This window comes from Nonomuraea salmonea, from assembly GCF_042428605.1.
Lineage (GTDB): Bacteria > Actinomycetota > Actinomycetes > Streptosporangiales > Streptosporangiaceae > Nonomuraea > Nonomuraea salmonea.
The window spans coordinates 253,659-276,452 of sequence record NZ_JBHMCF010000046.1 but is presented as its reverse complement, the minus strand read 5'-3'; the positions used below and the strand labels follow the sequence as shown (position 1 = coordinate 276,452).

Below are 22,794 nucleotides of genomic sequence, written 5' to 3'. Positions count from 1 at the left end.
GTAGGAACAGCCGTACCACCTTCGCTCGGCCGACATGCCGCAAGATGGGGACATGGGGACGAATGCCGGACTGGGGGCGATGATCCGTACGTGGCGGGACCGCCTGCCCCCGTCGGCGGCGGCGCTGCCCGTGGGACGCTCCCGCCGCGCCACCGGCCTGCGCCGGGAGGAGCTGGCCGAACTGGCCGGGGTCTCGGTCGACTACGTCGTCCGCCTGGAACAGGGCCGCGCCACCACGCCGTCGGCCCAGGTCGTCGCCTCCCTGGCCCGCGCTCTGCAGCTCTCCGCCGCCGAACGGGACCACCTCTACCGCCTGGCGAACCTCGTACCGCCGGCCGACGGCGCCGTCTCCGACCACATCGCGCCAGGCGTGCAACGCGTGCTCGCCCGGCTCGGGGACGTCGCGGTCGCCGTGTTCGCCGCCGACTGGCAGCTCATCCGCTGGAACCGCGCCTGGGCCGCGCTCCTCGGCGACCCCTCCACGGCACCCCGTCACCTCCGCAACTTCGCCCGCGACAGGTTCCCCGTGGACGACGCCCCGCCCCGGCTCGCCCACTGGCCCGTACACGAACTGGACGCGGCCACCACCGACGCCGCCGTCGTCTCCGACCTGCGCCGCGCCACCGGCCGCTTCCCCCGGGACCCGCGCCTGACCCGCCTGATCGACGACCTGCGGGCCGGCAACGAACGCTTCGCCGCACTCTGGGCGAAGGGCACTGTGGCCGCGCACCGCGAGGACCACAAGACCGTCGAGCACCCCTCGGTGGGACCGATCGCGGTGGACTGCGACGTCCTGACCGACGGCGACTCCGAATGCAAGATCGTGATCTTGTCGGCGGTCGCGGGCAGCGAGGACGAAACCAAACTCCACCTCGCCACACTCACCGGACCACCCTCGGGCACTCCGACATCGCTCTAGGCGACGGCCTGCTGCCGGCCGCGCCACTGCTTGCACTCCTGGACGTACCGACCCTCCACAGCGGCACTCGGCGGAGCGGCACAGCACGTGGTGGTCCTGATGAAACGAGGTCAGCATGCCGTCGTGTCCGTCCCGTTTCTGGGCACGGTCACCCACAAGCGCAGCAGGTGGCGGCGTCGCTCCGGCTCCGGGTGGTCCTCGAAGGCGGTGCGGCTGTGCAGGACGACGTGGTTGTTGAGGAACTGCATGTCGCCCGCCTGCAACTCCATCGTCATCGCGAACCGGGGGTCGTTCGTCAGCTCGTCGAGCAACGCCATCACCTCCAGTTGCGCGGCCGTCAGCGGGGGCACGCTCGCGCACCGCTGCGCCGAGCGGAGGTAGTCGGGGCCGTACGCGATCGACAGCCCGCCGTCCGGGCGCCGCACGCAGATCGGCTTCGTGTAGAAGCTGTCCGGGCCGTCTCCGGTGCGGCGATCGTGCCACCACGGCCGATACAGCTCCTCTGCCAGGTCGGGCCTCAGCCGGACGATCTCGTTGTGCACCGCCACCGAGCTCACGATCGCGCTCAGTCCCCCCGCCTTCGCCGGCCGTACGCACAGCAACGCCACCACGTCGTAGGGGTCGCTGTGATAGCCCAGCCGCCCACGATGCTCGTAGCTTCGCGTCCGCCCCTCCGACGGATCCGAGCCCGTGTCCCGTACGTGCATCAGCGGCGCCTGCTCGGGTCCCTGCGGCATGACCTCGCCCACATGACGCGCCAGACCCACCGCCGCGACCTCCCGCTCCCGCTGCGTCATCTCCTCCACCGGCACCCCGCGCACCAGGACGAACCCCCGCCCATCCACAAGCTCCTCCCGGACGCGCCCCAGCACCGGCCCCAACGTCGGCAACGGGAAACCGTCGGCCGAGCCCGGATCCAGCGCTGGGTCGGCAGCCGGAGCCGGGCGGGGATCGGCTTGTCGGTTCGTGGCCGTGGGCCGGGAGTCGGTGCTCCTCTCGGTCGCGCGAACCGCCGCGAGCACTTCCCGCCGATGCTCCTCATCGAGCCGTACGATCCACGCCTCGTTTCCACGAACATCGTCCGCCCGCCACTCGCCGGGTCCGGCTGCCGGCTCGACCACCATCACGCCACCGCCTTCCTGCCGACCGCCAGCCGGTCCGCCGCCTCCACTCTCCCCGCCCCGGCCACCCCGCACAGCCCGTCATCGCCCACGGCAGAACGTCTTCACCAGCAGCGAAAAGGCAGTGTCCCCGTGCTTCCGGCAAGGCCGGTGACGGCCCTCTCAGCGAGAAGAACGCCGCCTTCCGTCGACGAGGTGCCGCCTGCTCACAAGGGGGTGATGCCGCCGCGCGGAGGCGGGAGCCGTTCGCGTGATGCGCCGGACCACTCGGCCACCCGTCGGAGCGCCGCGCGGCCTCTCGGTCCCGCCTTGGGTGCCAAGCTCAGCGCCAGGCGGGCGGCGCGTTCTCGTAAGGCGGGGGTGTCCTGGGCGAGGACGGGAACCAGGGCTTGCAGGACGATGTCGGTGCGGGTTGCGTCGCGTAGCGCTGCCTCGGCCGCCCACTCCACGGCCACCCGCAGCAGCTTCTTCTCCGGCCGGGACGTCAGTGCCGCCATGGCCTCCGCGAGCAGGCCGTCGTCCAGGCGTCCTGCCTCCTCCAGGCGCCACAGCTGGGCCACCGCCATGTCGGCGACCGCGACGGGGCCGGCCGGGAGGAGGCTCGCGTAGTCGGAGGCGTGGGCGGCTGCCTCGTCGAGGGCGGGGTTGAGGCGGTCGTGCAGGCCCACGAGGTGGGCCGAGGTCAGGCGCCCTGCACGTGGACCCCTGGCCTCGTCCGGGAGGGGCCATTCGCCGAAGCGCGGCCGCCTCTCTATCCTTCCGGTGGCTGCCATCGGCCCCGAGATCGGGTGGGTGAAGCGGGCGGAGGTGCCGCATGCCGGGCGGGCCGACCGCGCGTTGATGGGGCGGGCGGGGGCGGAGCCACATTCTTGGGTCAGCTTGTGGAGGAGAGTCCCAAGGACGGATGCGCGGGTGAGTAGGCCGTCCTCAACGAGGCGTGTCACTGCGGCGATCAACAGCCAGAGCTCGGCGTGGGTGAGGCCGCCGAAGTCGAGGAGGTGCGGGGCGTAGGCGGCGGAGAGCGGGTCGTTCGCCAAGCTCCCGAGTGGTGACGATCGCGACGAGCGTAGCCAGCCCACGATGAACGCGTGGTCGCGGGGTGGCCGGATGCCCGTCTCGCGGGTCAGCTCGGCTGCCACCTCCCAGTGCCGGAGCTCAGGAAGCCGCAGGCGGGAGGTGATGTGGCGGGCCACGTCGGCCTGCCACTGCGGCGGTCTCCGGCGGAGCAGGGCGAGGAGGCGCCGGCTCTCGGTGCGTTCGCCGCGCGACCGCTCGTCCTTGCGCGGCGGCTCATCCCTGTCGGCTTGCAGTTCGGGTTTGAACAGCCAGGACGCCACTTCCGCGGGCTCGCTCAGGCAACCGGCGCCGGCCAGGAGCAGGGGTGTCGCCGCACAGCCCAGGCCGGGCGCGCGCGCCACGTGACCAGGTAGCTCGGCGGCGATCTCGGCACGCTGGGCTGGGCTGAGGGTGCTGATGTAGTGCTCGGTGCCGGGCACGTCGCCCGCCCGGATGCGTGTGAGCGCCTCGGCCCACGCTCGCGCGACCCCCGTACGCCCCGCCGGCGCCACCGCTTCCACCATGGCCGGGACCTTATCGAGCGGCCACGACAATTTCGGTTCTCGAACGTGATCACGAGAATGTGATATGATCATTTTGTCATGAACAGTCATGACATCTCCGGTCCAGAAGATGCCGCCGCCCGTTTCGTCGCGGCGATGAACTCCGGCGGTTCCCTCGATCACGTCTACGAGGACGACGCCGTTCTCGTCCCCGTCCCAGGGCACCCCGTCACCGGCGCGGCCCGCGCCGCCGCCAACCGTCACCTGCGGAGCTTCGGGGTGCCGATGGAGGCGGTCCCGCGGCAGGTGTACGTCGCCGGCGACCTCGCCCTGCTCATCCTCGACTGGTCGATGCGCGGCACCGCACGCGACGGCACCGAGATCGACATGAGCGGCACCGCGACCGACGTCCTCAGGCGGGGCCAGGACGGCCGGTGGCGGTGCGTCATCGACAACCCGCACGGCACCGACAACCCGCACGGCACCGACATCCCCCACGGCACCGACGGCCCCCATGGCACCGCCACGCCCCCGAGCTGACGCCGGCGCTCTATGGGGTCACGTCCAGGACGGCCTTGCCGGCGACGCGGCGGTTTAGGAGGGCTCGGGCGGCGTCGGTGAGCGAGTACGGCTCGAAAACAGCGGGTTCGTCCGATGCCCAGCCGATGTTCTGGACGTTCCCGCCGGGCGCCAGGAGCTGCCAGGCGGCGAGCCGGGGCCGCCCACGGTGTCGAGGATGAGGTCCACCGGGCGGTCCACGCCGTCCAGGCCCACCACCACCTCGTCGGCGCCCAGCCCGGCCGGCCCTTCGGCGCGGGCGGGCGAGCCCACCGAGGCGATGACGTGGGCGCCGCCCAGGGCGGCGAGCTCCACGCGACGACCAGCCCCCGCGCGAGGGTCAGTCTCCGCGCGAGGGTCAGGACGTGACCAGGGTCAGGCCCAGGGCTGAGAGTGCTTCGGCGACCGGCTGGAAGTACGTGGTGCCGCCCGTCGCGCAGCTGCCGGAGCCGCCCACGGTCAGCCCCTGGGCCTGATCGCCGGAGACGAAGGGGGCGCCCGACGTGCCGGGCTCGGCGCACACGCTCGTCCGCACCAGGCCGGTGATCACGCCTTCTGGGAAGTTCACGGTGACGTTGCGCTGCTGGATGACGCCGCAGTGCCAGCCCGCGATCGGGGTGGCCTGGCAGACGGACGCGCCGATCGGGGCGGGATTGGCGCCGCGGATGGGGCGTTCCGTGCCGAGGGCGGCGACGGCGCCGCGCGGGTTCCAGCCGGGATAGAGGGAGACCCAGGCGTAGTCGTCGCCGGGGTAGGAGGAGGCTTCGAAGACGCCGATCGGGGTGCCGTCGGCGGTGGTGGCGATGTCGCCGCGCTCGCCGCAGTGGCCGGCGGTGAGGAAGCCGCCGGTGGTGCCGCCGCGTACGGTGAAGCCGACGATGCAGCGTCCCTTGCCCTCGACCATGAAGCCGTCGCCGCCGCGGATGTCGGCGTACGGGGCTGGGCGGGCGGCGGACGGTTCGACGCGTACGGCGGACGGGTCCGCTCCTGCCGCGCGGGCGAAGGCGGTGGCCGCGGCGGGGTCGGCGGCCAGGATCACGATCTCGCCGGTGGTCGCGTCCACGTACCAGGCGTGCACGTCCGGGCCGGCGAGGCGGCCGGCGGCGTCGAGGCGGTTCTTGCCGGCGTCGAGCGCGGCCAGGGGGCGGGCGCCGGCCGAGGCGGGGGCGCCGGGGAGAGCGGATGTCCCTATCAGGGTGACGAGCAGAGCGAGGGTGGTGACGGCAAGGCGGTACACGTTCATGCAGGCGGGCCTCCTGCCCATCACCGTAAGCCGGTACGACCCCCGTACATCCCTATCATTTTCCCCCTATCACCGTGTTATGGCCCGCCGCGCCCATCGGCGGATGATAACCGTGAGTGCATGATCGCTCACCGCGACTTCGCGTCCGTGGCGGCGCGTGCGTCCATGCTCGGGGAGCTCATCGCCACCACCCACACCTGCACCCTGGAGCAGATCCCTGACCTGGTGGCGGAGCACGCGGCCCCGGCGGGGCTGCGCGACGTGGTGATCTACCTCGCGGACCTGCAGCAGGAGGTGCTGTCCCCGCTGGTCGCGGAGCCGGCGCCGGCCGGGGAGGCGCAGGAGGCGGAGATCGGCGTCGAGGGCACGGTGGCGGGCCGGTCGTTCCAGCACGGGGAGATCCTGCCGGTGACCGTGCGCGACCCGGAGCAGTGGTGGGTGCCCCTGGTGGACGGCACGGACCGGCTGGGGGTGCTGCGGATCACCGCCCCTGGCGCGGACGCGGGAACGCTGCACGACATGGAGCTGCTGGCCGGGCTGGTGGCGCTGCTGGTGGTCTCGAAGCGGCCGCTGAGCGACTCCTACGGCCGTCTGGTCCGCAGGCGGCGGATGACGGTGTCGGCGGAGATGGAGTGGCGGCTGATGCCGCAGCGCACGTTCGCGACCGACCGGCTGATGGTCAGCGCGGTCATGGAGCCGGCGTACGAGGTGAGCGGCGACGTCTACGACTACGCGATCGAGGGCCACGTCGCCCACCTGGCGATCTTCGACGCGATGGGCCACGACACGGCGGCCGGGCTGACCGCGAACCTGGCGCTGACGACGCTGCGCAACAGCCGCCAGTGCGGCATGACGCCCGCGCAGTGGGCGGCCAGGATCGACGAGGAGCTGACGGCGCAGTTCGGCGGGGAGCGGTTCACGACGTGCCTGCTGGCCACCCTCGACATCCTCAGCGGCGAACTGCGCTGGGTGAGCTGCGGCCACTACCCGCCGGTGATCGTCAGGAGGCGGACGACGGTCGAGCTGGACTGCCCGCCGTCCCCGCCGGCGGGCATCGGGCTGACGGAGACGGTGACGGAGTGCCGGGCGCAGCTCCAGCCGGGCGACCGGCTGGTCCTCTACACCGACGGCATCACCGAGGCGCGCAACCGGCAGGGCGAGGAGTTCGGGATGGAGCGCTTCGCCGACTTCCTCACCCGGCACCAGGCCGACGAGCTGCCGGTGCCGGAGACGTTGCGCCGGTTGATCCATCATCACCTCGCCTACCACGAGCGCCGGTTGAACGACGACGCGACGGTGCTGCTGGTGGAGTGGCCGGGCAGGCCGTACCCGAAGGGACGTCCCGAGGCGCTGGCGGGCCTGCCGCCGGAGACCGCCGACAACACTTAACGGAACAGACATGCCATTAGTGTGCTACCGTCCTTAACGGTAAATCTGTTCCATTTAGGAGGATGTTGTGGAATATCGGCGACTGGGCGGGCTCGAGGTGCCCGCGCTGAGCTTCGGCGCCGGCACGTTCGGCGGCAGGGGCGAGCTGTTCGGCGCCTGGGGCGACACCGACGTGGCGGGGGCCAGGCGGCTGGTGGACGTGGCGCTCGACGCGGGACTGACCATGTTCGACACGGCGGACGTCTACTCCGACGGCGCCTCGGAGGAGGTGCTCGGCCAGGCCGTGAAGGGACGGCGCGACAAGGTGCTCATCTCCACCAAGGCGGGCCTGCCCATGCACGACGGCCCGAACGGCGCGGGCACGTCCCGCTCACGGCTCATCACGGCCGTGGACGACGCACTGCGCCGGCTCGGCACCGACTACATCGACCTGTTCCAGTTGCACGCCTTCGACGCCGCCACCCCGGTCGAGGAGGTGCTGGGCACGCTCGGCGACCTGGTCACGGCCGGCAAGCTGCGGTACGTCGGCGTGTCCAACTTCTCCGGCTGGCAGCTCATGAAGTCGCTGGCCGCCGCGGACCGGCACGGCCATCCCCGGTACGTCGCCCACCAGGTCTACTACTCGCTCGTCGGCCGCGACTACGAATGGGAGCTGATGCCGCTCGGCCTCGACCAGGGCGTCGGCGCGCTGGTGTGGAGCCCGCTCGGCTGGGGGCGGCTGACCGGCAGGATCAGGCGGGGCAGCCCGATCCCGGCGGGCAGCCGGCTGCACAAGACCGCCGCGTACGGCCCGCCCGTCGCCGACGAGCTCCTCTACCGGGTCGTGGACGCGCTGGACGAGGTCGCGCAGGAGACCGGGAAGAGCGTGCCGCAGATCGCGCTCAACTGGCTGCTGACCCGGCCCAGCGTGGCCTCGGTGATCGTGGGCGCGCGCAACGAGGAGCAGCTGCGCGAGAACCTCGGCGCCGTCGGCTGGCGGCTCACCCCCGAGCAGGTACGCAGGCTGGACGCGGCGAGCGAGGTCACCGCGGCGTACCCGTACTTCCCGTACCGGAACCAGGAGGGGTTCGCCCGGGTCAACCCGCCGGTCGAGCGGCTCATCGCGGCCGGTTGAGCCGCGCCCTGTCGACCTTGCCGGTCTGGTTGCGCGGCACCTCGGAGACGAACTCCACGTCGCGCGGCGCCTTGTACCCGGCCAGCTCCTCCTTGACCGCCCGCCGCAACTCGTCGGCCGACAGCTCGGCCCCGTCCTCGGGGACGACGTAGGCGGCCAGGCGCTGCCCGTACTCCTCGTCGCTCACCCCCAGCACGGCGACGTCGGCCACGCCGGGCCGGGCTGCGAGGAAGTCCTCCACCTCCTGCGGGAACACGTTCTCGCCGCCGGAGACGATCATGTCGTCGTCGCGGCCGTCGATGAACAGCCGCCCGTGCTCGTCGCGGTGCCCGAGGTCGCCGGTGGCGAGCGGGCCGCCGGGGCCGAACGTCAGCCCGCCCGCCACGACCACCCGTCCCACCTGCCCGGACGGCAGCTCGCCGCCCGATGGGTCCTCGATGCGGACGGTGGTGCCGCGTGGCGGGCGGCCGACGGTGCCGGGCGCGGCGCGCAGGTCGGCGGGGGTGGCCAGGGCGGCCCAGCCGGCCTCGGTGGAGCCGTACAGGTCGTGGAGGACGTCGCCGTAGGAGTCCATGAAGCGGGTGGCGAGGTCGGCGGGCAGGGCGGAGCCGCCGGAGACGACGACCCGCAGGCGGGGCAGCGGCCGGGGCGGAAGGTCGAGCAGGCGGCGCAGCATCACCGGTACGGCGATCAGCGCGCCCGCGCCGGTACGGTCGAGCGCGTCGAGGACGGCCGCCGCGTCGAAGCGGCGCAGCAGCACGACGGGGCAGCCGAGGACGAGCGCGGCGGCGTACCAGAGCAGGCCGAGCCCGTGGAACAGCGGCGGCGCGATCAGCATCGGCTCGCCGCCGCGCAGCGGCACGGTACCCAGCATCGAGACGAACGGCTCGGCCATCGCCCCCATGGACAGCCGCCGCGGCGCCCCCTTGGGGGTGCCGGTCGTGCCGGACGTGAGCAGCACCAGCCGCCCCGGCCGCTTCGGGCACGGCGGCGCGTCCTCCGTCCCGGCGGATGCACCCAATCCCGCGCGGCCGTCCGCGGCCTTCCCAGCCTGGGCGAGGTCGTCGAGGTCGGTGATGTGGGGGCCGTCGAACTCGACCTCCGCCGACCCGGGCGCGGCGAGGAGCACGTGCACGCCCTCCCGCCGCAGCACCTCACGCAGCCGGGGGCCGGCCAAGCCGGTGTTGAGGAGCAGCAGGTCGGCCCCGAGCCTGGACACCGCCGCGACGGCGGCGGGGAAGCCGCGGTCGTTGGGCCACATGACGGCCACCGTGGTGCCGGGCCCGACGCCGAGCCGCCGGTGCAGGCCGGCCGCCAGCGCGGCGGCGTGGTCGTCGAGCTCGGCGAACGTGACGCTGCCTGCCTCGTCGATCACGGCCGCCCGATCGGGCCAGCGGGCCGCGGCGATGGCCAGGCCGGTGGCGGGGGTGAGGTGGAAGTGCCGGTACGCCTCCACCATGCGGGCCAGCGCGGCCGGGTGCACCGGGCCGAGCAGCCCGTTGCGGGTGAGCGTGGCGGCGGCCTGCACGCCGAAGCCGCCCAGGTCGATCAGCCGTCCGAGCACCGCCGTCCCCTCACCTTCCGGTACGAGCCAGGACGAGGTACGCGTACCCGCTGACGACCGGACGGAACGTTACTGCTGCCCCGGCCGGCGCGCGGGAGCAGGAGCGGGCCCGGCCGTGCCGTCGGTGAAGCGGCCGGGACGGAAGGGGGCAAGCAGCGGCGACTCCTCTCCGTACAGCTCCCCGGCCACCTCGTCCATCAGCAGCGGCGCCAGCGTGACCCCGCTGTGCGTGGCCACCGTGTAGACGCGCCGATCGGGGTCGGCGAACCCGGCCACGGTCAGCCCGTCGCCGGGCATCGCGCGCTGCCCGACGACGGCCCGCTCGACGGCGGCGCCGTCGGTGGCGTGCAGCACTCCGGGCAGCAGGGCGATCATCTTGGCGAGCACCTCGGCGGGCACCGGGGCGGCCGGATCGGCGAGGTGGTCGAGGGGCAGCGACTGCAGCAGGATACGTCCGCCGCCGTCGGGGCGCAGGTTGAGCGCGGCGGTGGTGAGGATGCGCGACAGCCGGGCGGGCACCGCGGTCGTGGTGACCAGGAAGCCGTTGGTGACCGTGCCGGACACGGCCGGGTCCAGCATGGGGACGGTCGCGCCGGCCAGCGCGGCCACCTGCTCGCTCCAGCGGCCCGCGCAGGTGACGACGGCGTCGCCGGCGAACGTCCGCCCGTCCGCGACCGTCACCTTGACCCCCGACGCCCCTGCCTCGATCGCGGTGACCTCGGCGCCGCACTCCAGCCTGGCCCCGTGATCGCGGGCCTCGCCGAGCAGCCGGCCGAGCAGCCGCAGCGGCTGGACGTACGCCTCGACGGGGAAGAAGACGTGCTCGGTGCCCGGCGGAGGGGGCACCAGGTCGGGTTCGAGGGCGAGGGCGCGGCGGGCGGTGACCCGCTCGACCGGGTAGCCCATGCCCTGGAGGCGGGAGACGCGGGCTTCGAGCTGCTCCTTGTGGTCGTCGGTGACCGCGTACTCGAGGTTGCCCGTGGGGTGGAACCAGTCGCCCGGCAACTGGTGGTGGGCCCAGACGGCGGCGTGGTTGAGGTCGAAGTACGCCTGCGGGGTCTTGTTGTTGGCGTTGATCCAGGCGACCGAGGTGGACGTCGTACCGGCTCCCGGCGTGCCCGCCTCCAGCACCGTGACCTGCGCGCCGCGCCGGGTCAGGCCGGCCGCGACCGCGGAACCGACCACCCCCGCGCCGATGACGACGACTCGCACGCTTGCTCCTCTCACTTGTGCTCCTCGTCGGCGCCGAACAGCTTGGCGACGCCGACGAAACGTTCGATGACGACGACCGCGACCACGGCGAACAGCACCATGAGGGTGCCGATGGCGGTGACGGTGGGGTCGTAGTCGTACTGCATGTAGTTGAAGATCCGTACGGGCAGCGTCTGCAGGTCGGTGGTGACCACGAACAGCGCCACCGTCAGGTCGTCGAACGAGGTGATGAACGCGAAGAACGCGCCCCCGATCAGCGCGCCGCGCACGGCGGGCAGCGTGACGTGCCAGAACACCAGGAACGGCGGGGCGCCGAGCCCGGCAGCTGCCTTCTCCGCCGACCGGTCCAGGCCGGACAGCCCGGCCAGCACCAGCCGTACCGCGTACGGGACGGTCAGCACGAGGTGGGCCAGCAGCAGCGTGAACGGGCTGGAGGCCAGCCCCATCTGGGCGAACCACTGCAGCAGCCCGATGCCGAGCACGATCGTCGGCACCGCGAACGCGCTCGACAGCACGCCCTCCAGCAGGGCGCGGCCGGGGAAGCGGTAGCGGTGGATGGCCAGCCCGCCGGCCAGGCCGACGACGGCGGAGATGACCGCCGCCGCGACCGCCACGCCGGCGCTGAGCGCGAACGACGCCAGGAACTCGGGCTTGGCCAGCACTTCGGCGTACCAGCGCAGGGTGATGCCCTGCGGCGGGAACGTGACGTAGGAGGTGGTGGTCAGCGAGGAGGCCACGGTGACCGCGACGGGCGCGATGAGGAACACGCCGACCAGCGCGGCGAACGCACCGCCGAGCACCCTCCTGAGCCGGGTCATCCGAACACCACCTCCCCGCCGCGCCCGCGCAGCAGCCGCGAGTAGCCGAGCAGCAGCCCGGTCGTGACGACGACCAGCACGAACCCGATGGCGGCCGCGTACGGCCAGTCGAGGTTGACGGTCGCCTGGGTGTAGACGAAGTACGGCATGAGCTTCACCTTCGGGCCGCCCAGGATCGCCGGGGTGACGAAGCTGGAGGCGGTCAGGCTGAACACGATCATCGCCCCTGCCAGCATGCCGGGCGCCGACAGCGGCAGCGTGATCCGCCAGAAGCAGGTCCAGCCCGACGCGCCGAGCCCGCGCGCGGCCGGCACGAGCGTCGGGTCGATCCGGTCGAGGCTGCCCATCAGCGGCAGGACCATGTACGCCAGCATCACGTGCACCATGCCGATGAGCACGGCGGTGTCGTTGTAGAGCAGCTGCGGCGGCGTGATGCCGAGCCACTTGAGCACGGACGCGACGGGGCCGTTCGGGCCGAGCACCACCAGCCAGCCGTACGCCCTGATGACCATGCTGATGAGCAGCGGCGACAGCAGGAGCAGGGCGAGCCAGTTGCGGGTCCTGGGCGAGCGGCCGCGCATGTAGAGGGCGAACGGGTAGCCGATCAGCAGGCAGCCTGCCGTGGTGAGGGCGGCGACCTTGAGGGTGTTCCAGAGCACGGCGCGGTAGAAGGGGTCGCCCAGGAAGCGGACGTAGTTGTCGAGGGTGAACGCGCCGGTCTGGGTCCTGAAGCTGTTGGCGACCAGCGTGAACAGCGGGGCCACGAACAGCAGCGCGAAGATCGCGATGGCGGGCAGCGCCAGCAGCAGCCCGGTCCGCCACAGCGGCCTCGCCGCCGCCGCCCGCACCGACCCACCGCTCCCCGAGCCGTCGCCGTGGCCGCCGGTCGAGGGGTTGCCGTTCCCGTGGCCGCCGGTCGCGGGGCCGCCGGTCGCGGAGGTGCCCGCGCCGGTCACCTGGTCGCCAGTGACGCGTCCGATGGCCGCCATGAGCAGGTCACCTCCTCCCCCTCGGCGGGCACCCGCGCGTCGAACGGCAGTGCCGCCGTCACCTCGCCGGCCGCGGTGGTCACCACGCAGCGGATGCGGGAGCCGAGGAAGCGCGTCTCGCGTACGCGGCCGCGCAGCCCCTCCCCCGCGCCGGCGGCCACCCGTACGACCTCGGGCCGCACGTACAGACGGACCGCCGCGCCCTTGCCTGGCGCCTCGCCCACCGGCGTGCCGCCGACGGTGCCGCCGCCCACCTCGCAGACGTGCCCGCCCGCGGCGGTGCCGTCGAGCGTGTTCACCTCGCCGATGAACTGCGCCACGAAGTCGGTCGCCGGCCGCAGGTAGATCTCCCTGGGCCGGTCGAGCTGGTGGATGACGCCGCCGGCCATGACGGCGATGCGGTCGGAGACGGCCAGCGCCTCCTCCTGGTCGTGGGTGACGAGGATGGTGGTGGTGCCGATGCGGCGCTGCAGCGCCGACACCTCGTCGCGCAGGCGTACCCGCAGCTGGGCGTCGAGGTTGGAGAACGGCTCGTCGAGCAGCAGCAGATCGGGCTTGATGACCAGCGCCCTGGCCAGCGCGGCCCGCTGCTGCTGGCCGCCGGACAGCTGGCGGGGGTGCCGCTGCGCCATGCCGTCCAGGCCGACCAGCTCCAGCACCTCGGCGACCTGCCGGCGCCGCTCGGCCCCGCCCACCTTGCGCATCCGCAGCCCGAACGCCACGTTGTCGGCGATCGTCATGTGCGGGAACAGGGCGTAGGACTGGAAGACCATGCCCATCGAGCGGCGGTGCGGCGGCACGGCGGTGATGTCGCGGCCGTCCACCTCGATCAGGCCGCCGTCGGCCGCCAGGTGCCCGGCGATCATGTTCAGCGTCGTCGTCTTGCCGCATCCGGACGGGCCGAGCAGCGTGAGGAACTCGCCCGGCTCGGTCTCCAGGTCCACCGCCGAGACGACCTCCTTGCCGCCCAGCACCTTGCGCACACCGTCGAGCCGCAGCCGCCCGCGCCGCACGGCCGCGTCCGCCTGCGCGTCCCCGGTCACGCTCGCCACGCTCATCACCTCTCGACCTCCTCCGCCGGCGCGAACGCCCGGGTCCTGCTCGTCACTGCTCGACCTCCTTCGTCCACCGGTCGGTCCAGGCGGCTCTTCGCGCGTTGACGTCCTTCCAGTCGAGCGGCCGCATCGTGGCGGCCCGCTCCGACGTGACGACCCGTTTCGCCAGCTCCGGCTCCAGCGTGGCGTCGGCCACGACGGGCCCGTCGTAGCCCTTGGCCGCCAGGTCGTGCTGGATGCCCGGCTGGAGCAGCGCGTCGACGAACTTCTGCGCGAGATCGGCGTGCGGCGCCCCCTTCACCACGTTGGCGGTGGCCAGCAGCGGGATCGCCCCCTTCTCCGGATAGACGAACGTGATCGGGAAGTCCTTGTCGGCCAGCGTCTCCACCCGCGATCCGCCCCACACCGAGGCGACCGCCTGGCCTTGGAGGAAGTAGTTGGACACGTCGGCCGTGGTGTCGAAGGTGAACGCGTTCGCGGCGACCTTCTCAACGCCCGCGAAGCCGGACTCGACCGAGCCGTCGCCCTCGCGGGCGGCCAGCATGAGCGCGCCCACCCCGTACGTGTTGCTGATCGACGGCAGCACGACCTTGCCCTTGAGCTTGGGGTGGGCCAGGTCGGACAGCCGCTTGGGCGCGGGCAGCCCGTTGTCCTCGTACCACTTGCCGTTGTACGCGAGCCCGGTCGCGGTCAGCGCGAACCCGACCCCGATGTCGCCGGGCAGCCGGGCCACCTTCTCGACCTCGCCCAGCCGGGTCACCACCTTCGGGTCGAGCGCGGCCAGCAGCTCTTCCTGCGCGGCCTGCGCCTGTGGCCCGTCGTCGATGAGCGCCACGTCGATCTGCGGTGCGTCCTTCTGCGCCTTGAGCTTGGCGACGGTGTCGGTGGAGCTGCCGGCGATGTAGGTCACCTCGCAGCCGCACGCCTTCTCGAAGTCCGGCAGCACGGCCTGCTCGAAGACCTCCTGGTACGAGCCTCCGTACCCGGCGACGACGAGCCGGTCCTGCGAGGTCGCGGGCGCGGGCGGCGCGCAGGCCGTCAGGGCGGCGAGCGCCAGAGCGGCGGCGAGCAGCCTGGTCATGAGGTCTCGATCTCCTTGTTCCAGCGGTCCGTCCAGGCCGGGCGGTTCTTGTTGATCGCCGCCCAGTCGAGCTTGCGCAGCTCGGCGGCCCTGTCCTGGCCGACGACCGCGGTGGCCAGCTCGGGGTCGAGCTCGACGCCCTTGACGACGGGCCCGTTGAAGGCGGAGGCGGCCAGCGCCTGCTGCGCCGACGGCTCCAGCAGCGTGTTGACGAACTTCTGCGCCAGCTCGGCGTGCGGGGCGCCCTTCACCACGTTCACGGTGGCGATCAGCGGCAGCGCGCCCTCCTCCGGATAGACGAACTCGACCGGGAACCCCTTCTTGGCCAGCGTCTGCACCCGCGAGTTGCCCCAGATCGAGGCGACCGCCTGGCCCTGGAGGAAGAAATTGGACACGTCGGCGGTGGTGTCGAACGTGACGGCGTTCGCCGCGATCTTCCTGACTCCGGCGAACCCGGGGTCGATCTTGTGTTCGGAGCCGCCGCCGACCTTGGCCGCGATGAGCAGCGCGCCCAGCCCGTACGTCTGCGTGATGGACGGCATCACCAGCTTGCCCCGCAGCCGCGGGTCGGCGAGGTCGGCCAGCCGCTTGGGGGCGGGCAGGCCGTTCTGGGCGTAGTAGTCGCTGTTGTAGGCGATGCCGGTGGCGTTCAGCGAGAAGCCGACGCCGACGTCGCCGGGCAGCCGGGCGAGGTCGATGACCTGCGAGAGGTTGGTGACCGTCTTGGGGTCGAGCGGGGCGAGCAGGCCGGCTTCGACGGCCTGGTTCTGCACGCCGTCGTCGATCAGCGCCACGTCGATCTGCGGCGACTCCTTCTGCGCCTTGAGCTTGGCGGTGGTGTCGGTGGAGCTGCCGGCGATGTAGGAGACCCGGCAGGAGCAGGACTTCTCGAAGGCGGGGATGACGGACTGCTTGAAGGCTTCCTCGTACGAACCGCCGTACCCGGCCACGACCAGCGTCCCGGGGGCGGCGGATGGTGTCGGTGCGCCACAGGCGGCGACGGCGAGCGCCGCGGCCGCGAGCGCGGCGGTCAGAGAGGCTTTCATGGCGACCTCCGAAGGGGGCGGTTCGGGGCTAGATGGGCGATGGCGCGGCCGGTCGTGCCGGTTTCGACCAGGTCGGCGACGATGTCGCCGAAGACGGGGGCGAGCTTGAATCCGTGCCCGCTGAAGGCGGCGGCGACCACGACGCGGCCCTGTCCGCCGAGGAGCCCGTGGCCGTCGGGGGTGAACGCGTCGGCGTAGGTGGCGACGCGTACGGGGTCGGGGCGCAGTCCCGGCAAGGTGGCGGTGACGGCTTCCGCGACCTGCCTGACGTACTCGGCGGGGACGCTGCGGGCCAGGTCGGCGGGCGAGCCGATCTCCCGCCACGGCACGTGCAGGTTGACCTTGACGCCGGCGCCGTCCACGGAGGGGAAGCAGGAGTAGGCGGGTTCGCCGACGCGGATGGCGATCGGGCATCGGCCGGGCGCGAACAGGGTCTCGTCGCGGCGCGGGAACCAGGTCGAGGTGATCGCCTTGACGGTGATGGGCAGGCCGGGCAGCAGGTGCGCGGCCCAGGGGCCCGGTGCGATGACGGCGTGGGTGAAGCGCTGCTCGCCGTCGCCGGTGACGACGGTGACGCCGGTGGCGTCCTCCCGTACCTGCTCGACGGGGGTGTAGCGGCGGATCGTGGCGCCGGCACGCTCGGCCGTCGCGGCCGCCGCCACGACGGCGGGCTCGGGACGCAGGTAGCCGGCGTCGCGGTCGGCCACCATGACCTCGCCGTCGCGCAGCGGATGCTCGGGGACGCGCTCGGCCGCGTCCTTGCCGGTCAGCACCTCGACGGGCAGGTCGTGGGCGCGGGCGGCCGCCAGCACGGCGTCCACCGCGGGGTGGTCGCGCGGGCCCACGGTCACGCCGCCGACCGGGGTCAGCAGCCGGGTGCCCGCGGCCTGCTCCAGCTCCGTCCAGAGCGCGCGGGCCTCGTGCAGCAGCGGCACGTACTGCGGGCCCTCCTTGTACGCGGTGCGGAAGATGCGCGTCTCGCCGCCCGACGCGCCCCTGTCGTGGCCGGGCGCGTAGGTGTCGAAGCCGGTCGCGGGGATGCCGCGCGCGGCCAGCCGCCACAGGGCCATCGAACCGACGGCGCCGGTGCCGACGACGGCGACAGAGGTCAAGGGTCCGCTCCTTCCAGGGCATGGCGGGGGACCGTGGCGCACGCGGGCGCGACGGGTGACGTGTTTCGTACGGGAAGGCGGTCGGTCAGTGGCGGTCGGAGGAGCCGCTCAGGTCGGTCTCGACGTAGAAGCGCTCGGAGCCGGGGGTGACGATCTCTTCGAGGAGCTCGGCGATCTCCCCGCGGCGGGTCCAGGTCTCGCGGGTCCAGCGGAAGACGGGGGTGCCGGAGGCGAGCCCGAACAGCTCCGCCTCGTCCTGGCCGACGGCGTACGGCTCGACGTAGAGCCTGGCGCGGACCAGCTCGACTCCGCGATCGCGCAGGTAGGCGTGGGTGGTCAACGGTTCTAACGGCTGGTCGAGCAGGTCGGGGGCGAGCCGGAACGGCAGCACGTGCAGCTCGGTGTTGATCACCTTGCCGGCCGCGTTCAGCTTGTGGCGCTCCATCTGGACGACCGCCTCGTCGTCGGGCACGCCCGGCAGGCGCAGCCGCGCCGCGCGGGCGGGCAGCACCTGGGCCGCGACGACCCGGTGGTCTCCGTGCATCTCCGCCCCCTGGATCAGCAGGCCGGTGAAGCGCAGCAGGTTGTGCTGCCCGATGGCCTGCGCGACGAAGCTGCCGCGGCGGCGGAAGCGCACGATCAGCCCGGCGTCCGCGAGGTCGCGCAGGGCTCGCTGCACGGTGATGCGCGAGACGCCGAACTCCTCGCAGAGCTGGACCTCGGTGGGGATCCGGGTGCCCGGGCCCCACTGTCCGCTTCTGATGCGTGCCTCAAGCGCCCTGCGGATCCGCACGTGGAGCAAGAGGTCACGTTCTGACATGCCAAAATACTGCTTGTAGCGATTAGTCATGTCAATACTCCAATAGTCATAACTTTTCGGATTGTCCGGTTTTGCGCGAGGCTCGTCCTAGGCTGATCACATGGACATCGCCGCTGCCGCGAAGCTCTGGGACGCCGCCCCCGGCTGGCTCAACACCGCCTCCTACGGCCTGCCGCCCCGCCGCGCCGTCGAGGAGTTGCAGGCCGTGCAGGCCGACTGGCGGCACGGCACCAGCGACTGGAAGCCGTGGGACGCCTCCGTCGGACGGTCCCGGGCGGCGTTCGCCGAGCTGGTCGGCGCGCGGACCGCGGACGTGACCATCGGCTCGACGGTCTCCCAGCTCATGTCGCTCGTCGCCACCGCGCTCCCGCCTGGGGCCAGGGTGGTGGTGCCGGAGATCGAGTTCACCAGCAACCTGTTCCCGTGGGCGGTGGCCGCCGACGTGGTGACGGTGCCGGCCGACCGGCTGGCCGACGCGATCACGCCGGGCACCGCGGCGGTCGCGTTCAGCCTCGTGCAGTCGCTCACCGGGTACGTGACGCCGCTCGCCGACGTCGTGGCCGCCGCCCGCGCCCATGACGCGCTGGTCATCGCGGACGGCTCGCAGGCGTGCGGCTGGCTGCCGGTGGACGTCTCGGATGTGGACGTGCTGGCGTGCGCGGCGTACAAGTGGCTGATGTCGCCGCGCGGGGCGGCGTTCGCGTACCTGTCGCCGCGGGTGCGCGAGCGGATGCGCGCGCTGGCCGCCGGCTGGTACGCGGGCGCCGACGAGGGCGGCTCCTACTACGGCCCGCCCCTGCGGCTGGCGTCCGACGCCCGCGCGTTCGACCTGTCGCCGGCCTGGTTCTGCTACGTCGGCGCGGCGCCCGCGATCGAGCTGATCAACGAGATCGGCGTCGAGCGGATCAGGGACCATGACGTGGCGCTGGCCAACCGGTTCAGGGCGGGACTCGGCCTGGAGCCGTCGGACTCGGCGATCGTCTCGGTGGACGCACCCGGCGGGCGGCTGGAGGCGGCGGGGTTGCGCGCGGCGGTGCGCGAGGGCAAGGTCCGCGCCAGCTTCCACCTCTACACCACGGAGGAGGACGTCGACCGCGCCGTCGCGGCCCTGACCACGCCTTGAAAGGCGGGGGCGGGGTTAGGATGGGGGCGCGTTCGCCGGGCGCATCCGGTCCGCGGGGCAGGGACGATCCCACCGGCAGCACGACCTCACACGACCGACGGACCTCGTCCCGTGCACGCGGACCCGGGCAGACGGAGGTTCGCCGTGTCCGAGCTACCCACGCGCCCATCCCTTGAGCACCTGCGCAAGCAGGCCAAGGACCGCAAACGCGAGCGCGGCATCCCGCTCAGCCGCGCCCAGCACGAGCTGGCCCGCGCCTACGGCTTCCCGAGCTGGCCCCGCCTGGTCGAGCACGTCCGCGCGACCTCGCTCGACGGCATCGAACGCGCCCTCGTCCTGGCCGACCCGGCCGCCCTGACCGGCCTGCTCGCCACCGGGGACGCCGCGCGGGAGCCGGTCGGCGGGCTCGACCCGCTGCTCGTGCTGCTGCGCCGCGCCACCGCGCCGGAGTCCCGCGTACGCGAGTGCGCCCGCCTCCTGCTCGACGCGGGCGCCGACCCCGGCGCGCACACGCCGGAGAACGGCGGCGAGTGGCGGCGCACGGCGCTGTTCGACGCTGTCGAACGCCGTGACCTGCGCCTCGCCCGCCTCCTCGTCGACCACGGCGCCACGCCGGACGAGGACGCCTTCTACCACGCCTGCGAGCAGTCCGGCACCGCGTTCCTCGACCTGCTGTACCGGCCGGGCTTCGAGCGGCTGATCGTCCGCAAGCTGGACTTCGAGGACGCCGACGGGCTGCGCTGGTTCCTCGCGCACGGGGCCGACGTGAACGCCGCCCACGCGCTGCACCACGCGATCGTCCGGGGCAGGAGCACCACGATCCTGACGATCCTGCTGGACGCGGGCGCCCGGATCGACCTGCCCTGGGACCGCTGGGACGCCGCCCGCCGCCCGCTGGCGCTGGCCGCCCGCTGCGGGCACCTGGCGGCGTACGAGCTGCTGCTCTCGCGCGGCGCGACCGCCGAGCTCGACCCGGTGGACGCGGCGGTGCTGGCGGTGGCGCGCGGCGAGTCGGCCCGCCTGCCGGTCGCGCCGGTGCCGGTGCTGGGCGTGCCGCACGACGGGGACTTCGGCTGGCTGCTGGGGCAGTTCGCGCTGCTCGGCCGGACCGAGGTGGTGCGGGCGCTGCTGGACGCCGGGATGGCGGTGGACACGCGGGGCTACAGCAACTTCACGCCGCTCGACCAGGCGGCCATGCAGGGGCGGACGGCCACCGTACGGCTGCTGATCGAACGCGGGGCGGACCTTGAGGACTGCGCGTTCGACGATGAGGGGCCGACGCCGCTCGACTGCGCGCTGTGGGGACTGCGGAACAACCGGGCCGAGGACGGCGACTACCCCGGCACGGTACGAGCGCTGGTCGAGGCCGGCGCCCCCACCCGGCATCGCCCGCCGACCGGCGACACCGCCATCGACGCGCTGCTCCTCGCCCGCGAGAGCTGATCGGGCAGGGCACGGCGGCGCTCCCACACGGCCCGCCGGGGCGCACGTCCTGTCGGGGCCTTGGTGGCAGGTGTGCGCCGCCGTCGTCGACCGCCGTACGCACGCGGCCACGGCCATCTGCGGGCTTCTCGCGTTGAGACTCTCACGGCTACGCTTGACCGGCTCGACTCCCCCGAAAGCCGGCATCACGCCGCCGTTCCTCACCCCGGCCGACGACCGGGCGGCCGGCGTCTACCTGCGGGTCGGCTACCGCAAGGTGGGCGAGATGCTGCACGTCTCCGCTCAAGGCCCGGCGAGATAACCCTGCACCACGGGGCCGATGTCGCGGACCAGGTCCTCCACCTCGGCCTCGGCCATCGGCGGCAGGCACAGGACGTAACGGGTCAGGGCGAGGCCGAGCAGCTGGGTGCTGACCAGCCCGGCCCGGTAAGCCGCGTCGGGCGCGTTGGTCACCTGGGTGACGAAGCCGGCGATCTGCTCCTGGAAGACCTCGCGCATGCGCTCGGCCGCCATGGGGTTGGTGCTGGCCGAGCGCAGCAGCAGGACCAGCACGTCATCGGACAGCTCACCCTCCCAGCGGGCCAGGAAGTGCCGGACGAGCAGCTCGCCCAGCCGGTCGGCCTGCGGCTCCCCCACGGCGCCGAGCCGCAGGTCGACGTCCACGGCCGCGCTGAACAGCCCGGCCTTGCTGCCGTGGTAGCGCATGACCATCGAGGGGTCGACGCCGACCATCGAGGCGACCGCCCTGATCGTCATGGCTTCGTAGCCCCGTTCGATGAGCAGTTTCCTGGCGGCGGCGAGGATCGCGTTCCTGGTCGCCGCCGACCTCTCTGTGAACGGCATGTCAACAAGTGTAGGCCAACGCTTGTACGACTTAGACGAGCATGTGCCGCCATGCCGTGTTGGCCGCCGTGACGGCCTCCGCGATGGCCTGCGGCCGGTCCTCCGGGGTGTGGTGGCCGGCTGTCTCCGGACGCTCGACGATCTCGACGGCGGCGAGGTTCGCCGCGCACCAGGCGAGCGTCTCCCGCGTCCACATCGCCCCCGGGCCGGGACGGAAGGCGAGCACCAGCTTGGGGACGTCCGCGCTCGCCGCCGCCCACCTCCCGAACGTCTCGATCCTGGCCACCACGTCGGTGGGCTCGCCGCCGAGCGGCAGCGACCGCATCCAGCGCAGCAGCGGGCGGCGGCTCTCCCGCGTCGGGTACGGCGCCAGGTAGGCCCCAAGGTCGTCCTCCTCCAGCGGGGTGGCGACGGTGGCGGGCAGGGAGCGGCGCAGGTGGCCGGGGTCGTCGAGGATCATCTTCTCGCCGGTGCCCGGCGTCTTGATCGCCCTGAACAGGTCGCGGCCTCCTTCGGGGAACTCCTCCCAGGTCATCGGCTTGATGACGGCCTCGGTGACGACGATGCCCCTGACCCTGTCCTGGTGGCGGGCGGCCCAGTCGAAGGCCAGCGCGCCGCCCCAGTCGTGGCCGACGAGCAGCACGTCGTCCAGGTCCAGCGCGTCGAACCAGGCGTCCAGGTACGCGGCGTGGTCGGCGAACGTGTAGTCGATGTCCGGCTTGCCGGACTCGCCCATGCCGATGAGGTCGGGCGCCAGGCGGCGGCCCTCTGCGACGGCGGGCATGACATTGCGCCAGAGGTGGGAGGAGGTCGGGTTGCCGTGCAGGAACACGATCTGCTGCCCCGCGCCGGTCTCCCGGTGGTGGATGGTGGAGTCGAGGATGCGGGTCACGGGCATGATGCGGCCCTTTCTGTGGCGATGTCGGTGGTGGTCAGGGGCGGAAGGCGGCGGCGTGGCGGGCCGCCCAGTCGGCGAACGTGCGCGGTGCGCGGCCCAGGACGGCGGCCACGTCGGGGCTGACCCGCTGCTCGGCGGACGTGGGCGTGCCGAGGACGGACAGAGTGGCCTCGACGGCCTCCAGGGGCATGAACCGCGTCATCTCGGCGTGGGCCTCGTCCCTGGTCTGCTCGACGAAGCGCACCTCGGTGCCGAGCGCCCGCCCGAGTGCCGCGGCCCGCTCGCGCGGGGTGATCGGCTCGGGTCCGGTGAGCACGTACGTCCGGCCCGCGTGCCCGTCCTGCCGCAGCACCGTGGCCGCGACCTCGGCGATGTCGGCCGGGTCGATGAACGGCAGCGCGGTGTCGGCGAACGGCGCGGCGGCCGTCCGGCCCGCGCGCACGGATCCGGCCCAGGCCAGCGTGTTGGTGAAGAAGCCGCCGGGGCGCAGGATCGTCCACTGCAGGCCGGATGCGCGGACGGCGGCCTCGAAGGCGGCCGGGTGCGCGTACAGGCCGGGTCTGGTTCCCGCGCCCTGCGAGGAGAGCAGGACGACGCGCCGGATGCCCGCGCTCTGAGCCGTCTTCAGGACGGCCTCCGGCTCCTGCCCGGCGACCAGCAGGAACAACGTGCTCGCCCCGGCGAAGGCGGCCTCGAGGCTGGCCGGATCGCCGAGGTCGGCCGCGACGTGCCGGACGCCCGCCGGCTGCGGCGCGGGGTTCCGTGAGACGGCGGTGACCTGCTCTCCCGCGGCGGCGAGCAGGCGGACGACCTCGGCGCCGACGTTCCCTGTGGCACCCGTGACGACGTACATGAAGACCTCAGTTCTTAGTTAGTTGACTGACTTA

23 protein-coding genes are annotated in these 22,794 nt (G+C 73.0%); 7 read left to right on the top strand and 16 right to left on the bottom strand.

Features of this window, described 5'->3' with window-relative positions; translation table 11 throughout:
* Nucleotides 1-52 precede the first annotated feature (52 nt).
* Nucleotides 53-919 carry a helix-turn-helix transcriptional regulator gene (locus ACFFR3_RS41620; protein WP_364380020.1) on the top strand — a complete coding sequence of 289 codons (867 nt, stop codon included), beginning with the start codon at nt 53-55 and terminating at the stop codon, nt 917-919.
* Between the two features lie 110 nt (nt 920-1,029).
* Here ACFFR3_RS41620 and ACFFR3_RS41615 read toward each other — a convergent pair whose 3' ends face one another.
* Complete coding sequence (locus ACFFR3_RS41615; protein WP_345404451.1) at nt 1,030-2,043, bottom strand: TauD/TfdA family dioxygenase; 1,014 nt, start codon at nt 2,041-2,043, stop codon at nt 1,030-1,032.
* Nucleotides 2,044-2,246: 203 nt separating this feature from the next.
* On the bottom strand, nt 2,247-3,620 hold the full coding sequence (locus ACFFR3_RS41610) for a hypothetical protein (protein WP_364380023.1): 1,374 nt from the start codon (nt 3,618-3,620) through the stop codon (nt 2,247-2,249).
* A gap of 78 nt (nt 3,621-3,698) precedes the next feature.
* Here ACFFR3_RS41610 and ACFFR3_RS41605 point away from each other — a divergent pair, with 78 nt between their 5' ends.
* Complete coding sequence (locus ACFFR3_RS41605; protein ID WP_364380026.1) at nt 3,699-4,139, top strand: YybH family protein; 441 nt, start codon at nt 3,699-3,701, stop codon at nt 4,137-4,139.
* Between the two features lie 54 nt (nt 4,140-4,193).
* Here ACFFR3_RS41605 and ACFFR3_RS41600 read toward each other — a convergent pair whose 3' ends face one another.
* Entirely contained in the window at nt 4,194-4,472 is a 279-nt protein-coding gene (locus ACFFR3_RS41600; protein WP_379484923.1) for a hypothetical protein, read from the bottom strand.
* A 43-nt stretch (nt 4,473-4,515) separates the two neighbouring features.
* Nucleotides 4,516-5,400, bottom strand: coding sequence for a S1 family peptidase (locus tag ACFFR3_RS41595; RefSeq protein WP_345404442.1), 885 nt, complete (start codon nt 5,398-5,400; stop codon nt 4,516-4,518).
* Nucleotides 5,401-5,520: 120 nt separating this feature from the next.
* Here ACFFR3_RS41595 and ACFFR3_RS41590 point away from each other — a divergent pair, with 120 nt between their 5' ends.
* Nucleotides 5,521-6,789 carry a PP2C family protein-serine/threonine phosphatase gene (locus tag ACFFR3_RS41590; protein WP_345404439.1) on the top strand — a complete coding sequence of 423 codons (1,269 nt, stop codon included), beginning with the start codon at nt 5,521-5,523 and terminating at the stop codon, nt 6,787-6,789.
* A 67-nt stretch (nt 6,790-6,856) separates the two neighbouring features.
* Nucleotides 6,857-7,903 carry an aldo/keto reductase gene (locus ACFFR3_RS41585; RefSeq protein ID WP_364380032.1) on the top strand — a complete coding sequence of 349 codons (1,047 nt, stop codon included), beginning with the start codon at nt 6,857-6,859 and terminating at the stop codon, nt 7,901-7,903.
* Here the strand turns inward: ACFFR3_RS41585 and ACFFR3_RS41580 are convergent.
* The 9 genes from ACFFR3_RS41580 to ACFFR3_RS41540 form a co-directional block, all read right to left on the bottom strand.
* Nucleotides 7,887-9,467, bottom strand: coding sequence for an AMP-binding protein (locus tag ACFFR3_RS41580; protein WP_364380035.1), 1,581 nt, complete (start codon nt 9,465-9,467; stop codon nt 7,887-7,889). The two genes, ACFFR3_RS41585 and ACFFR3_RS41580, sit on opposite strands and share 17 nt — an antisense overlap.
* 69 nt (nt 9,468-9,536) lie before the next feature.
* Nucleotides 9,537-10,679, bottom strand: a complete 1,143-nt coding sequence (locus ACFFR3_RS41575; protein ID WP_379484922.1) for an NAD(P)/FAD-dependent oxidoreductase — start codon at nt 10,677-10,679, stop codon at nt 9,537-9,539.
* A gap of 11 nt (nt 10,680-10,690) precedes the next feature.
* On the bottom strand, nt 10,691-11,497 hold the full coding sequence (locus tag ACFFR3_RS41570; protein ID WP_379484921.1) for an ABC transporter permease: 807 nt from the start codon (nt 11,495-11,497) through the stop codon (nt 10,691-10,693).
* Nucleotides 11,494-12,486: an ABC transporter permease gene (locus tag ACFFR3_RS41565; RefSeq protein WP_345404429.1), complete on the bottom strand. Its 993-nt coding sequence runs from the start codon at nt 12,484-12,486 to the stop codon at nt 11,494-11,496. Before ACFFR3_RS41565 ends, ACFFR3_RS41570 begins: the two co-directional genes overlap by 4 nt.
* Nucleotides 12,450-13,544: an ABC transporter ATP-binding protein gene (locus ACFFR3_RS41560; RefSeq protein ID WP_364380044.1), complete on the bottom strand. Its 1,095-nt coding sequence runs from the start codon at nt 13,542-13,544 to the stop codon at nt 12,450-12,452. Before ACFFR3_RS41560 ends, ACFFR3_RS41565 begins: the two co-directional genes overlap by 37 nt.
* 46 nt (nt 13,545-13,590) lie before the next feature.
* Entirely contained in the window at nt 13,591-14,622 is a 1,032-nt protein-coding gene (locus tag ACFFR3_RS41555; RefSeq protein WP_345404423.1) for an ABC transporter substrate-binding protein, read from the bottom strand.
* A complete protein-coding gene (locus ACFFR3_RS41550) occupies nt 14,619-15,668 on the bottom strand; it encodes an ABC transporter substrate-binding protein (protein WP_364380050.1) in 1,050 nt (349 codons plus the stop codon). The genes ACFFR3_RS41555 and ACFFR3_RS41550 overlap by 4 nt, the downstream gene beginning before the upstream one ends.
* Complete coding sequence (gene solA / locus ACFFR3_RS41545; protein WP_364380053.1) at nt 15,665-16,780, bottom strand: N-methyl-L-tryptophan oxidase; 1,116 nt, start codon at nt 16,778-16,780, stop codon at nt 15,665-15,667. Before solA ends, ACFFR3_RS41550 begins: the two co-directional genes overlap by 4 nt.
* Before the next feature lie 85 nt (nt 16,781-16,865).
* On the bottom strand, nt 16,866-17,600 hold the full coding sequence (locus ACFFR3_RS41540; protein ID WP_364380056.1) for a GntR family transcriptional regulator: 735 nt from the start codon (nt 17,598-17,600) through the stop codon (nt 16,866-16,868).
* 100 nt (nt 17,601-17,700) lie between these two features.
* Between ACFFR3_RS41540 and ACFFR3_RS41535 the strand changes: the two genes are divergently transcribed.
* The 3 genes from ACFFR3_RS41535 to ACFFR3_RS41525 all read left to right on the top strand — a co-directional run bounded on the left by ACFFR3_RS41535 (nt 17,701) and on the right by ACFFR3_RS41525 (nt 20,467).
* Entirely contained in the window at nt 17,701-18,723 is a 1,023-nt protein-coding gene (locus ACFFR3_RS41535) for an aminotransferase class V-fold PLP-dependent enzyme (RefSeq protein WP_379484920.1), read from the top strand.
* Between the two features lie 144 nt (nt 18,724-18,867).
* Nucleotides 18,868-20,166: an ankyrin repeat domain-containing protein gene (locus tag ACFFR3_RS41530; protein ID WP_379484919.1), complete on the top strand. Its 1,299-nt coding sequence runs from the start codon at nt 18,868-18,870 to the stop codon at nt 20,164-20,166.
* Between the two features lie 154 nt (nt 20,167-20,320).
* A complete protein-coding gene (locus tag ACFFR3_RS41525) occupies nt 20,321-20,467 on the top strand; it encodes a hypothetical protein (protein ID WP_345404408.1) in 147 nt (48 codons plus the stop codon).
* On the opposite strand, the gene ACFFR3_RS41520 is transcribed toward ACFFR3_RS41525, so the two are convergent.
* The 3 genes from ACFFR3_RS41520 to ACFFR3_RS41510 are packed head-to-tail and all read right to left on the bottom strand — an operon-like array spanning nt 20,449 to nt 22,760.
* Complete coding sequence (locus ACFFR3_RS41520; RefSeq protein WP_364380065.1) at nt 20,449-21,009, bottom strand: TetR/AcrR family transcriptional regulator; 561 nt, start codon at nt 21,007-21,009, stop codon at nt 20,449-20,451. The genes ACFFR3_RS41525 and ACFFR3_RS41520 overlap by 19 nt on opposite strands.
* 31 nt (nt 21,010-21,040) lie before the next feature.
* Nucleotides 21,041-21,907: a haloalkane dehalogenase gene (locus ACFFR3_RS41515; RefSeq protein ID WP_379484918.1), complete on the bottom strand. Its 867-nt coding sequence runs from the start codon at nt 21,905-21,907 to the stop codon at nt 21,041-21,043.
* 34 nt (nt 21,908-21,941) lie between these two features.
* Nucleotides 21,942-22,760 (bottom strand): NAD(P)H-binding protein, encoded by an 819-nt coding sequence (locus ACFFR3_RS41510; RefSeq protein WP_345404402.1) that lies wholly within the window; start codon nt 22,758-22,760, stop codon nt 21,942-21,944.
* Nucleotides 22,761-22,794 lie beyond the last annotated feature (34 nt).